Source organism: uncultured Odoribacter sp. (assembly GCF_937966165.1).
GTDB lineage: Bacteria > Bacteroidota > Bacteroidia > Bacteroidales > Marinifilaceae > Culturomica.
Genome location: NZ_CALCLB010000012.1, coordinates 421,661 through 434,355, shown reverse-complemented (window position 1 = coordinate 434,355; position 12,695 = coordinate 421,661). Strand labels below are relative to the sequence as shown.

The following is a 12,695-nucleotide window of genomic DNA, read 5'->3' as shown; positions in this document are numbered from 1 at the left end:
TAAACTAAAAGAAGGGATAAAACGGGGACGGCTGAGTATTCTGTTTGAGGAAGTATCACGAAGACGGGGCAGAAGGGGACTATTTGATTTACGGTAGGGTAGGAAAGCAGAAAAGTATGCTGATATGGGTAACGGATAAAAAGTAAGGAGACAAAAGAATTTCAGGAGGTTGTGTATGACAAGAAAAATGGACTGTTCTCTGCACTGTTTTCATTGGCATACCGGGTGTAAAGGAAATAGAGTGGTTTATATCCCTATAGGGAGGTTAGGAGCTTAATTTTCAGATGTTCCTTCTGGAAAGCTTTTTGGGGGAGAGAAAATCGGCGAAAGGGATTAAAATACTGTTTTATTTTCTGTTATTTGCGATTTTATTTTTCCATTGAATATATTACTTTCGCGGAAATAAAATAAATGGCCGTGGAGGGAAAAAGATATAGGGATTTACCGTCTTTTTTTAAGACTTTATTTGGGGAACGTGTACAAAAATTGTCTATAGATGGCGGATTTACCTGTCCTAACCGGGATGGAAGGAAAGGTTGGGGAGGATGTACTTATTGTAATAATGCCAGTTTTAATCCGGATTATTGCCGGCAGGTGGAAGGGATTCGTGCACAAATCGAGGAAGGGATTCGTTTTTTTGATACCAAATATCAAGGACAAAAATATTTAGCTTACTTTCAGGCTTATTCGAATACTTATGCAGCTCTGGAGGTTTTAAAATCCAGGTATGAAGAAGCTTTGGCTCATCCGAAGATTGTCGGGTTGGTAATAGCCACCCGTCCGGATGCGGTAAATGAAGAAATACTGAATTATATTGCCGGCCTGGCAAAACAGACTTATGTTTGCATTGAATATGGAGTGGAATCGGTGAATGATAGGGTATTGGAGACCATACGCCGCCGGCATACTTATGCAGAAGCAGAGGCTGCTATATGTCGGACAGCAGAGCGTGGAATACAGGTAGGAGCCCATTTGATTTTCGGTTTACCGGGTGAAAGCAGGGCGTCTATGCTGGAGGGAGCTGTGCGTTTGGGAAATCTTCCCCTACAGGTCTTAAAACTTCATCAGTTGCAAATCATAAAAGATACCTTGATGGCCGAAGAGTATTTCCGGAATCCGGAAAAATTCCGGCTTTATTCCGTTGAGGAGTATCTGGATTTTGTCGTGGAGGTGATCAAAAATATTTGCCCGGACATCTATCTGGAGCGTTTTGTCAATCAGTCCCCTCCTGAATATTTAATCGCTCCGAACTGGGGAATCAAAAATTTTGAATTTGTAGCTATGCTGGATAAAAAACTGAAGGAAAAGAATGTTTGGCAGGGAAAATACCGGAATAGTGGAACAGAAAATATTGTAAGTCCTGAAAGCGGGAAACATTGAATAAAAAGCATCTGTGTCTTTAGCACAAAAAAGAAAAGTTTAGTGTATTAAAAATAAGTGATCATGATCGGACAGTCAAAAGTATATGATACCTTGAAAACGTTAGGGATTGCATACGATTATATCGAGCATCCGCCTGCCCCCACCATAGAAATTGCCAAGCAATATTGGACAAATTTGGATAGTACTCATTGTAAAAATCTGTTTTTCCGGAATCATAAAGGTAACCGGCATTATCTGGTCATCTTCGATTGTGATCAGAATCTGGCTATTCATGACTTGGAACATTTATTAAAACAGGGAAAACTGAGTTTTGCTTCTGAAAAAAGGATGGTTAACTATCTGGGATTATATCCCGGTTCGGTAAGTCCTTTCGGTTTAGTTAATGACGCAGAGCATCACGTGTATGTTTTTTTAGACGAAAATTTAAAAAAAGCAACTAAACTTTCTTTTCATCCAAATGATAATCGCGCTTCTTTAGCTATTAAAACAGAAGATTTTATTCGTTATATGGAAGCTATGGGAAACGGTTACGAATGGATAAAGCTCTATTGAGTAAACAGAGGACTGAAAAACAGATTATAATGGTTTATTTTGTAGAAAATTTTTCGATTTGCCGTTTTTTTCTGTTAATGTGTTAGTTTTTGCTTTTTTTCTGTGTATCTTTGTTTAAAATTAAACATTCGAACTATGATCAGTATATCTCATGCGGTGGAGGAGCTTGTAAAACACCGTCCTTATTTGTCGGAATCTTTGGCTGTCGGAATTATAAATGTATCGGCTCTGGCCCGGCAGTTGCAGCCGGATGTGGAAAAAATATTGCAGAAAGAAGTGAATACAGGAGCTATTGTTATGGCTTTGAATCGTTTGGCTCCTTACTTACAAATCCGGCAACAGGTACAGTTGAACAAGCTGTTAAACAATATGGGGGATATTATATTGAGGAGTAATCTTTGCGATTATACTTTTAAAAATTCGCCTACTTTATTAGAGTGTCATATAGAAGTACTGAAAAAATTAATAAAAAACGAAGAGGTTTTTTATACTTTAGTACAAGGGGTTTTTGAAACGAACCTGGTGGTCAGTGACACGATGGAGCAATTGATTTTGGATTATTTTAAAAATGAGGTCTGTTTATTTAAGCAGAATTCTTTATCTTCGGTTACACTTAAATTGCCGAAAGGGAATAGTATGCAGCCGGGGTTTTATTATAGCATTATGAAAGAATTGTCCTGGGAAGGAATCAATTTGACAGAAGTTATTTCTTCTACCAATGAGTTCACGGTAGTAGTGGACAATTCCTTAATCGATAAAACTTTTGTCGTTTTGAAAAATATGGGAAAGAGGTAGGGAAAAGGTAGAAGCGAAAGGGGAGAATCCCGGGATTATGGAAGAGAAATTGCCGGATTAGTGAAGTTTTTTTAACTTTGCCTTCCTGAGGAGGAGGAAAGATTTTACTTCATTTTTATAACTGTAATTTATAACTGAGAATAATTATGTTTGAAAATTTATCGGAAAAACTAGAGCGTTCGTTTAAAATACTGAAAGGACAAGGCAAGATAACGGAGTTAAACGTAGCAGAGACCTTAAAAGAGGTAAGGCGTTCTTTGTTGGATGCGGATGTCAACTATAAAATAGCCAAGGATTTTACAAACCGGGTAAAAGAGAAAGCACTGGGTATGAATGTGCTGACGGCAGTAAAACCAGGGCAGATGATGGTGAAGATTGTACACGATGAGTTGGCTGAATTGATGGGGGGTAAAAACGTGGATATCGACGTAAAGGGAAATCCGGCGGTTATTTTGATGTCTGGTTTACAAGGTTCCGGTAAAACGACTTTTTCCGGAAAGCTGGCGAATATGCTGAAGACAAAGAGGGGAAAGAAACCTTTACTGGTGGCTTGTGATGTGTATCGTCCGGCGGCTATCGAACAATTGCGTGTTTTGGGAGAACAGATTGAAGTTCCTGTTTATACAGATGAAAACAGTAAAGATCCCGTAAAAATAGCACTGGCGGCGATCAGGCAGGCAAAAGCCAACGGAAATGACGTTGTCATTATCGATACGGCGGGTCGTCTGGCTATAGACGAACAGATGATGGCGGAGATTACAGCTATCAAGCAAGCGGTCGAGCCCAATGAGACTTTGTTTGTGGTAGACGCTATGACGGGGCAGGATGCTGTCAATACAGCCAAAGAATTTAATGAACGTCTGGATTTTGACGGGGTCATCCTGACAAAACTGGATGGAGATACCCGGGGAGGAGCAGCTTTGTCTATCCGTACAGTGGTCAACAAACCTATAAAATTTGTCGGTACAGGTGAAAAGATGGAAGCTATTGACGCTTTTCATCCGGAACGTATGGCCGACCGTATATTAGGGATGGGGGACATTGTTTCTTTGGTAGAGAAAGCTCAGGAACAGTTTGATGCGGAAGAAGCTAAAAAACTCCAAAAAAAATTATCGAAAAATCAGTTTAATTTCAATGATTTTCTCGGTCAGATTCAGCAGATCAAAAAGATGGGTAACATTAAAGATCTGGCTTCCATGATTCCGGGCGTAGGAAAAGCATTGAAAAATGTAGACATAGACGACGATGCTTTTAAGAGTGTAGAAGCTATTATACATTCTATGACTCCGGCAGAGCGGGAAATGCCGGATATAATCAACGGTTCCCGGAGAAAACGGATTGCTTTGGGAAGTGGGACTACTGTACAGGATGTCAACCGTTTATTAAAACAATTTGAGGAATCGAAAAAGATGATGAAAATGCTTTCCGGTGGCGGAAAGATGATGCGGCGCATGCCGGGTATGAAGCGGTAGGCAAGGGACGTTCCTGGGAATTAAAAATTTTAAAAGCGGTTGTTCCGCATGATCAATATGAAATTAATAGACGGAAAAGAAATAGCGGCACAGATTAAGCAGGAACTGGCGGACAAAGTAACTCAACTGAAACGGCAGGGGCGGAAAATTCCTCATTTAGCTGCTGTATTAGTAGGAAATGACCCCGCCAGTGAGACGTATGTTGCCAGTAAAGTAAAGGCTTGTCAGCAGGTTGGATTTAAAAGTACCGAATTACGTTATCCGGCTGAAATTACGGAAGAGCAGTTGCTGGAAGTTGTTGAAAAACTGAATACGGATCCGGATGTGGACGGATATATCGTCCAGTTGCCTTTGCCGGCGCATATTTCTGAGCAAAGAATAGTATTAGCCATCGATCCGGATAAGGATGTCGATGGATTTCATCCTTGTAATGTCGGGAAAATGGTAACCGGACTGCCTGCTTATTTACCGGCTACTCCTGCCGGGATTGTCGAATTGCTAAGGCGTTATGAAATTCCTACCCGGGGAAAGCATTGTGTTGTAATCGGCCGGAGTAATATCGTCGGGACGCCGATGGCTGTATTGATGTCCCGTAAAGAAAAGTATGCGGATTGTACGGTAACTCTTTGTCATAGCCGTACACAGAACATCCAAGAGATTACCTTGCAGGCGGATATACTGATTGTGGCTTTGGGGAAGCCGCATTTTATAACAGCTGATATGGTAAAGGAAGGGGTTGTTGTGATCGATGTCGGAATTCATCGTGTTCCTTCGGAACAAACGAAATCCGGATTCCGCTTGACCGGAGATGTCGATTTTGAGCAGGTTGCGCCTAAATGTTCTTATATCACGCCAGTGCCGGGGGGAGTAGGGCCGATGACAATTGTTGCCTTATTGCAGAATACATTAAAGGCATGTGAAGGAAAATAGTCAAAGCCAGTGGTGTGTAAAATTGTAGTTTTCTAAATTCTAAGAATGTGGTTCTGAATTACATCTGGATATTTTTCTTTGTAGCTGCTTTTATTGTGGCATTGTTCAAACTGGTATTGGACGGAGATACACAGGTTTTCGGAGCTATGATGAAAGCTACTTTTGATATGTCCAGAACCGGTTTCGAGATTTCTCTCGGTTTGACGGGGGTATTGACCTTTTGGATGGGGATGATGAAAATTGGAGAGAGGGGGGGAGCGGTTGCGATTATGTCCCGTTTGATCAATCCTTTTTTCAGGCGGCTTTTTCCGGAACTTCCTCCGGATAGTCCGGCTTACGGTTCTATCATGATGAATATTGCGGCCAATATGCTGGGTTTGGACAATGCTGCAACTCCTATGGGATTGAAGGCTATGCAACAGATGCAGGAGGGGAATTCCCAAAAAGACAGGGCGACAAATGCTCAAATCATGTTTTTGGTACTGAATACTTCCGGACTGACGATTATACCGGTTTCTGTCATGGTTTACCGGGCACAGTTAGGGGCGGCCAATCCTGCAGATATATTTATTCCGATATTACTGGCAACATATTTTTCTACCCTGGCAGGTTTAATTGCTGTTTCTATCTGGCAGCGGATCAATTTGTTCAACAGGGTTATTCTGGCTTATCTGGTAGGCGGGACAGTTTTGATTGCCGGAATAATCTGGTATTTTTCCACCTTGGATAAAGAAATGATTACAGTGGTTTCCAATGTGGCTAGTAATACCATTCTTTTTTCTATTATTATTGCTTTTATCGGGATGGCAGTCATCCGCCGGATAAATGTGTACGATGCTTTTATTGACGGTGCGAAAGAAGGTTTCTCCGTGGCGATAAAAATCATTCCTTATCTGGTTGCTATTTTGGTAGCGATTGGTGTATTCCGGGCTTCCGGAGCGATGGACGTATTGATGGGAGGGATAGAACGGATGGTGGAAGGCATGGGGTTTAATTCCGATTTTGTGGCGGCATTACCCACGGCTTTGATGAAACCTTTGAGCGGAAGCGGGGCCAGAGGGATGATGATTGATACCATGACTCATTACGGAGCGGATTCTTTTGCCGGGCGTCTGGCTTCTACTTTCCAGGGAGCTACAGACACCACTTTTTATATCATTGCCGTTTATTTTGGGGCTGTGGGGATTAAAAATACCCGCTATGCCGTTCCTTGCGGGTTAATCGCGGATGCCGCCGGTATTATAGCGGCGATTATCATTGCTTATTTATTTTTCACTTGACAAATGAGGCCGGAAATTGTTGTGGGTTTAAGCGGGGGAGTGGACAGCTTTGTCACAGCTCTTCTTTTACAGCAAAAGGGATTCCGGGTAGTAGGAGTGCATTTGAATCTGTGGACGAAAGAAGTGTCTGCAGGGCTTTCCCAATTGTGTGCTCATTTGAATATTCCCTTGCTACAGTACGACGGGACAGAATTATTCCGGCAAAAAGTAGTGGACACCTTTATTTCGGAATATCTGTCAGGGCGTACTCCCAATCCCTGTACATTATGCAATAATACTGTTAAATGGGCGTTATTAAGGAGAGCTGCCACAGAAGCCGGCATAGAGAAAATGGCTACGGGACATTATGTGAGAGTAAAAGACTTTGAAGGGGGGCCTTCCCTTTACAAGGGAGTAGACCCGGTAAAAGATCAGTCTTATTTTTTGTGGGGATTGTCCCGGGAAATACTTTTTGCAGCTTGTACGCCTCTGGGAGATTATACCAAGAAGGAAGTAAAAGCGATGGCCGAGCGGTGTGGATATCCTTCTTTGGCGAAAAAAAAGGAAAGCATGGGTATTTGTTTTCTGGAAGGACGGGATTACCGTGAATTTATTCTGCTGCAGCTTCCTCAGCTGGCTGAGAAAACAGGAAATATTGTGGATTTATCAGGTAAAATAATCGGCCGGCATAAAGGCCTCTTAAATTATACGATTGGTCAAAAAAGAGATATGCCTTTAAAAAAGGGTTTACCTTTATATGTTGCCCGGATAGACATACTTTCCAATACGATTGTGGCTGCTGAAAAAAACGAACTCTTTACTCATACGTTGTGGTTAGAACATTTGTGTTTTCAGCGGGAATCGGATTTGTATGAGGAGCATATAGAAATCAAGGTGCGCGGATTGGGACTAAATCCTGAAGGGTATATCCGGATTCAGAGAGAATCAGCAGACCTTTTGAAAATCTCTCTTGCTTCCCCGGCCTGGGCTGTTGCTCCCGGACAGCCGGCAGCTCTCTACTGCGGGGAACGGCTTATCGGCGGAGGGATTATTTCCCGTTAAAAGAGGGAGGTATACCTCATAAGCGGATTAACTTCCGAATGTCTTCGACGGAATAAGTGTAGTTTTTCCCGTCAGGATCCATAACGGTAAGTTTCGTTTCATTTTTAAAAAACAGCTGCTCTAACTCTTTCTGCAAAATTTCGCGGGAAGCGGCATGCATCGAATCTTTTTTTACCGGAGCGGAATCCCTTACTTTCTGTAAAAAGAGAATATGAGCAAAAAGTGCTGTACTTATTTCTTTTGCAGACGCTTTTGCCCGTTCGGTTTCATCCAGCAGAATACTGTATTTATAATTTACGAAATTGGAAATTGCCTGTGTATTTTTAGGATTCAGTTTGTAAGCTTTCCAATAATAATCTACTGCTTTGCTGTGGTTTTTCGGGGAAAAACCGCAGGCCATTCCACACATAACGGCTAATTGTGAAAGAAAACGGTTGTCAGGTTGCAATTGTTCCTCTATTTCCTCAAATACTTCCAATGCCTTCAAAGGATTGCCTATTCGTACCAAGGTCTCTCCATACTTTATCGCTACTTCCAAATCCGTGCGATTTCCTTGTTTATCCTGATAGAGGGAATCTGCTAAGGCTAAAGGTTGCAGTGCTTCTGAAAATTTGTCCAGCTGATAACGGGATAACCCCTGAAATTTATAATTGAGTTTCGCTTTTTCTCCGTTATTGATTAAGTCTGTAAATGTTTTTTCTGAAGTCACAAAACGATTGGCAACATACTCCAGTACTCCCCGGGTTTGTAGCAGATTAGCCGATTCGGGACTATATACCAAAGCCGTATCGACCAAAGCCGTAGCATAGTCAATAAAATCTCCGTATTGTTCTTTATTTGCCAGCATCAGATTAATAGCTTTTACTGCAATACCTCCTTCCCGGGGATCTAACTGAAAGGCATCACAATAATATTTTACAGCACTTCTGATCAGACCGGTTTCTGCATAGGCATCACCCAATCTTTTCAATAAAACAATATTGGTGGAATCCCTGTTTAAAAGTCGTGTGTAGACAGGTATGGCTTTTAAAGATTTACCGGTTTGTTGGTATAAACGTGCTAACTGGAAATTAATATTCAGGTCTAATGTGTCCTCTGAAGCTAATTTTTCGAAATCTTTCATCGATTCTTCCATGCGTCCTGCTAAAGAATAAGATTTGGCTAATGCAATACGGGCCTCTCTGTTAGTTGTGTCCTGAGCCAGCCATTCCTGAAAATACCGGCAAGCGTCCGTATAACGCATGACACCTTCACTGGCTTTGCCGGCATAAAACAATAAATCCGGAATGTTTTCTCCTGCATTACGTAAAGAATCTGCATATTTTAAAGCTTCCCTGTAATGATTTTTTGCCAGAAGACGTTCTAATCTTTGTTGAACATTTTCTTGACAAAATACGCTCAGGCTACTGAGCAGGCCTAAAATTATTCCAATGAGTTTCATATCCTTTTTTCTATTATTCCGATTTATCGGTCAAATTAAATCATATTTACCTAAATGACCAAATTTATTAACTATTTTTTTAGTTATAAGTCCGGATAACAGCTATTTTGAGTTTGTTGATGCATAAATGCTTTTCTGATTAATGAAATTAAAGTATTCCAAATCAATTTTTTACTTCAATGGAGAGAGAATTAAACGATTTATAATCAGGTGTCCGATCCCTCCCCTCGAATTCAATAATAAATACAGTGTTTTATCCTTTATTATTCCGATTGATTTTTAGCGAACAGGGCCTGTATAAGGATCAGAATAAGGCAGAATTTCGTTGTAATAATACAATTTGTTATTTTTTTACAGACTTTGAGTTGTTGAAGTTAAATTTTACACAAATAAACCCGAATTTCATTTCTTTTTGTATTTTTCGCATTAAATAATGAATAGCAAGTGAAAACAGAGGATTTGACGGACATTTTATCACAATTGGCATTGGGAGAGGAAAAGGCTTTTCGGAAGATATACGAGAAGTACAATCCGATGTTGCGTTTCTTCTGTTTTCGTTATTGTGACGACAAAGAGAACGCAAGCGATGCCGTTCAGGAAATTTTCGTTAAACTTTGGGAAGCCCGTCTTACGTTCAAAAATGAAGAAGCCTTGCGTTCCTATTTGTTTAAAACAGCCAAAAGTCTTTGTCTGAATCAGCTACGTCACGAAAAAGTAAAAAGTCGTTATACACAGCATATCCTTCAGCAAGAACAGTATGATTCTTTTTTGGAAGATATGATGGAAGCTGAAATTTTCGGTATTCTCAATCAAGTGTTTGAAGAGATCCCGCCGGCTTGTAAAGAAGTTTATCTTTGTAGTTTAGAAGGTAAAAAACATACGGAAATTGCAGAGCGGTTCCATATATCCGTCAATTCTGTAAAGAAATATAAAAACCGGGCCCATCATTTTTTACGGAATAAAATGAAATTAATATTTTCCGATAAAAAATCCTCCGGCGATGTATACCAAAGCCCGGTTTAAGTGTTTTATGAAAAAATACGAACGGATGGAAGAAAGGGAATTCGAAAATATAAAGGAATTGCTGCTTCAATATATCACTGGAACAATTGAAGAGGAAGGTTTGGAGATTTTAAATCGCTGGAGGCAGGAATCTGTTTTGCATGAAGAAATTTTTCAACGGCTTATTTCCAAAGATTTTCTGTCGCAAAACCGGGAAAAATGTATATTATCTCCTCAAGAGGCCCAAAAAGAATGGAAACAAATCAGCCGGCGTACATTTCATAAGAAACCGGTTCGTTGGCAACGGATTGTCCGTTATGCTGCAGTATTTTTGTTGCCTTTATGTCTCAGCCTGTTTTTACTAAAACGGGAACAGCCTGTTCCGGAAGTGCCTGTTTTCGTACAGGATATAAAAGAAATAAAAGCTACGGCTCCTGTTTTGACCCTTTCGGACGGAAGTTCTATTCAGCTGGAAACCGGAGCTACGGAAAAAATAAAATCTTCACATTCGTCTATTTTGCGTACTGGCGATACGTTATGTTATGTTCCGATAGAAACGCCGGATACGGCGCTTCATTATAATACCCTGACGATTCCTAAAGGAAGTGATTATCATTTGATGCTTAGTGACGGGACCGTCGTCTACCTGAATACTTCATCCAGTTTACGTTATCCGGTCAGGTTCAACGGGAAAATCAGGGAGGTTGAACTTATCGGAGAAGGCTATTTCCAGGTCAGGCGGGACACTGCCTGTCCGTTCGTTGTAAAGGCAAACGGTGTTGCGGTAAAAGTTTTAGGGACATCTTTTAATGTAAGGGCTTATCAGGCTGAAAGGTTCGTATCTACGACTTTGGTAGAAGGAGCTGTACATGTAAAGAATCAGCAGTCGGGAGTAGTCCTTTCTCCTTCCCAGCAGGCAGTATGTACTTTCGAAAGCCGGGGTATAGACGTACAAACCGTCAATGCCGATTATTATATCGGCTGGGTATCCGGGCGTTTTATTTTCAACAATGCCCGTTTGGATGACATTCTTACCCGATTGCAGGAATGGTATAACTTCGAAGTTTTTTATGAAAAAGAGAACTTGAAAGCACTGCCTTTTTCATTAAATATTGACAAACACAAGGATTTTTCTGCCATACTGAACGCACTGGAAAGAACAGAGTGTGTCCGTTTTTCCATAAATGGCAGGACCGTCGTTGTTAAAAACTATTGACAACGTTTTTTCTTTTCATAACTTTTAATCTATAATACCCAAAGTCATGTTGAAAAATATCTTTTTTTCTGTCCTCTTATTCTGTGCATATACTATTGGTTTTGCTCAGGAAAAACCGGCTTATGCCCCGGAGATTGAAATGTTCCATAACATTTCCAGTAATGAAATTTATAAATTCGTTGAAGAATTGTGTAAACCCGCGTATCAGGGCAGACAAGCAGGTTCTCCCGAATATATGGCGTGTGCGCATTGGGCAGCTAACCGTTTCGTGGAATGGGGGTTAAAACCAGGGGGTGACCAAGGTAGCTATTTTCAACATTTCCCTATACATTATACGGAAATGACGGGTCCCGGAAAACTGGAGGTCATTACCGGGAACGGACGGAAGAGTTACCGGATTGCAGAAGATTATTTTCCGGGAACAAATTCTTTAAACGGGAAAACGAAAGCGCCGGTCGTATATGCAGGATATGGCTTGACGGCAACAGAACTGGGGTATGATGATTATAAAGGGGTGGATGCCAGAGGTAAAATTGTATTGATAGAAGGTGGCGTTCCTTGTACAGACCGGAATCACAAAGATTATCAGATCTGGAACGAAAAATATATCAGTACGACGGGCAGGATAACGAATGCTCTGGAGCATGGAGCTGCCGGAGTGTTGCTAATTGGAAAGACCTCCAACCCCAATGTGAGGCATCAGGGGATACTGTTCTGTCATGTGTCCGAAGAGATTGCCGGGGATATTTTAAAATTTTCCGGGCAGGAACGGAAAACATTGAAAGAAAAAATCAACCGCACGTTAAAACCAGCCAGTTTCGATACCGGCTGCGAAGTTGAAATGCAGACTGAAACCAACTATAATCCATACAGTCAGACTTGTAATGTCATTGGGGTTTTGGAAGGGACAGATAAAACGTTAAAGGATAAACCCCTGATTCTCGGAGCCCATCTGGACCATCTCGGGAATCACGGAGGAATATTCCGGGGTGCCTGGGATAATGCTTCCGGTTCTGCTATCCTGCTGGAAACTGCCAAAGCTTTCGGTACATGCGGTATATCTCCCAAACGAACGATCGTCTTTATCCTCTTTGGGGCCGAAGAATGCGGTATTTTAGGCTCTGCTTATTATGTTGCTCATCCCTTATATCCCCTTGCCCAGACTTTGTGTATGATCAATCTGGATATGGTCGGAGGGGGTGACGGTTTTTCTATGGGAGGAATTAAATCTTTCCCGCAACTGGAAAAACATTTTGTGGAAGTCAACGAAAAATATATCCATCGTTATCTCAAGACTTCCGAATACCGGAAAATGAGCCCTACGGCTGTTGCCCGTACTGACGGAGCGACGTTTAACCGGGCTGATGTCCCTGCTTTTCATACCGGAACAACCGGAAAGTACAAAAATCCGATGTATTATCATGATTTACGGGATGTCCCGGAACTACTGGATCCTGAGATTATGGAGGATGTCTCCAGGTTTCTTTTTTTGGGTATCCTGGGAGTTACAAACGATACCACCATTCAATAAAAAAAACGACCTGAAAAATACTCAGGTCGTTTTTTTGTATGATCTTTATTTT

The 12,695-nt window shown here is 41.2% G+C and carries 11 protein-coding genes; 10 read left to right on the top strand and 1 reads right to left on the bottom strand.

Going from position 1 to position 12,695, the window contains the following annotated elements; all coding sequences use genetic code 11:
• Positions 1-411 precede the first annotated feature (411 nt).
• The 7 genes from Q0465_RS05510 (at position 412) to mnmA (ending at position 7,453) form a co-directional block, all read left to right on the top strand.
• Positions 412-1,380 carry a TIGR01212 family radical SAM protein gene (locus tag Q0465_RS05510; RefSeq protein WP_298613841.1) on the top strand — a complete coding sequence of 323 codons (969 nt, stop codon included), beginning with the start codon at positions 412-414 and terminating at the stop codon, positions 1,378-1,380.
• Between the two features lie 63 nt (positions 1,381-1,443).
• The gene (locus Q0465_RS05505; RefSeq protein ID WP_298613839.1) at positions 1,444-1,935 is read left to right on the top strand and encodes a prolyl-tRNA synthetase associated domain-containing protein; all 492 of its coding nucleotides are present in this window, start codon (positions 1,444-1,446) and stop codon (positions 1,933-1,935) included.
• A gap of 135 nt (positions 1,936-2,070) precedes the next feature.
• Positions 2,071-2,730, top strand: a complete 660-nt coding sequence (locus Q0465_RS05500; protein WP_298613837.1) for an aspartate kinase — start codon at positions 2,071-2,073, stop codon at positions 2,728-2,730.
• Positions 2,731-2,876: 146 nt separating this feature from the next.
• Entirely contained in the window at positions 2,877-4,202 is a 1,326-nt protein-coding gene (gene ffh, locus Q0465_RS05495) for a signal recognition particle protein (protein ID WP_298613835.1), read from the top strand.
• Between the two features lie 57 nt (positions 4,203-4,259).
• Positions 4,260-5,132 (top strand): bifunctional methylenetetrahydrofolate dehydrogenase/methenyltetrahydrofolate cyclohydrolase FolD, encoded by an 873-nt coding sequence (gene folD, locus Q0465_RS05490; protein ID WP_298613985.1) that lies wholly within the window; start codon positions 4,260-4,262, stop codon positions 5,130-5,132.
• Positions 5,133-5,179: 47 nt separating this feature from the next.
• Positions 5,180-6,412 (top strand): nucleoside recognition domain-containing protein, encoded by a 1,233-nt coding sequence (locus Q0465_RS05485; protein WP_298613834.1) that lies wholly within the window; start codon positions 5,180-5,182, stop codon positions 6,410-6,412.
• A gap of 3 nt (positions 6,413-6,415) precedes the next feature.
• Positions 6,416-7,453 carry a tRNA 2-thiouridine(34) synthase MnmA gene (gene mnmA / locus Q0465_RS05480; RefSeq protein ID WP_298613832.1) on the top strand — a complete coding sequence of 346 codons (1,038 nt, stop codon included), beginning with the start codon at positions 6,416-6,418 and terminating at the stop codon, positions 7,451-7,453.
• Positions 7,454-7,469: 16 nt separating this feature from the next.
• Here the strand turns inward: mnmA and Q0465_RS05475 are convergent, their stop codons facing one another.
• Positions 7,470-8,894, bottom strand: a complete 1,425-nt coding sequence (locus Q0465_RS05475; protein ID WP_298613830.1) for a hypothetical protein — start codon at positions 8,892-8,894, stop codon at positions 7,470-7,472.
• 444 nt (positions 8,895-9,338) lie between these two features.
• On the opposite strand from Q0465_RS05475, the gene Q0465_RS05470 reads away from it, so the two are divergent.
• The 3 genes from Q0465_RS05470 to Q0465_RS05460 are packed head-to-tail and all read left to right on the top strand — an operon-like array spanning position 9,339 to position 12,643.
• Positions 9,339-9,917 (top strand): RNA polymerase sigma factor, encoded by a 579-nt coding sequence (locus Q0465_RS05470; RefSeq protein ID WP_298613828.1) that lies wholly within the window; start codon positions 9,339-9,341, stop codon positions 9,915-9,917.
• Entirely contained in the window at positions 9,895-11,112 is a 1,218-nt protein-coding gene (locus Q0465_RS05465; protein ID WP_298613827.1) for a FecR family protein, read from the top strand. Before Q0465_RS05470 ends, Q0465_RS05465 begins: the two co-directional genes overlap by 23 nt.
• Before the next feature lie 46 nt (positions 11,113-11,158).
• The gene (locus Q0465_RS05460; protein ID WP_298613825.1) at positions 11,159-12,643 is read left to right on the top strand and encodes a M20/M25/M40 family metallo-hydrolase; all 1,485 of its coding nucleotides are present in this window, start codon (positions 11,159-11,161) and stop codon (positions 12,641-12,643) included.
• The last annotated feature ends 52 nt before the right edge of the window (positions 12,644-12,695 follow it).

Excerpts from the sequence above, each read along its gene's own strand:
- Q0465_RS05465 (WP_298613827.1), top strand. The coding sequence starts at position 9,895 with ATGTATACCAAAGCCCGGTTTAAGTGTTTTATGAAAAAATACGAACGG.
- Q0465_RS05500 (WP_298613837.1), top strand. The coding sequence starts at position 2,071 with ATGATCAGTATATCTCATGCGGTGGAGGAGCTTGTAAAACACCGTCCT.
- mnmA (WP_298613832.1), top strand. The coding sequence starts at position 6,416 with ATGAGGCCGGAAATTGTTGTGGGTTTAAGCGGGGGAGTGGACAGCTTT.
- folD (WP_298613985.1), top strand. The coding sequence starts at position 4,260 with ATGAAATTAATAGACGGAAAAGAAATAGCGGCACAGATTAAGCAGGAA.
- Q0465_RS05510 (WP_298613841.1), top strand. The coding sequence starts at position 412 with ATGGCCGTGGAGGGAAAAAGATATAGGGATTTACCGTCTTTTTTTAAG.
- Q0465_RS05460 (WP_298613825.1), top strand. The coding sequence starts at position 11,159 with ATGTTGAAAAATATCTTTTTTTCTGTCCTCTTATTCTGTGCATATACT.
- Q0465_RS05505 (WP_298613839.1), top strand. The coding sequence starts at position 1,444 with ATGATCGGACAGTCAAAAGTATATGATACCTTGAAAACGTTAGGGATT.
- ffh (WP_298613835.1), top strand. The coding sequence starts at position 2,877 with ATGTTTGAAAATTTATCGGAAAAACTAGAGCGTTCGTTTAAAATACTG.
- Q0465_RS05475 (WP_298613830.1), bottom strand. The coding sequence starts at position 8,894 with ATGAAACTCATTGGAATAATTTTAGGCCTGCTCAGTAGCCTGAGCGTA.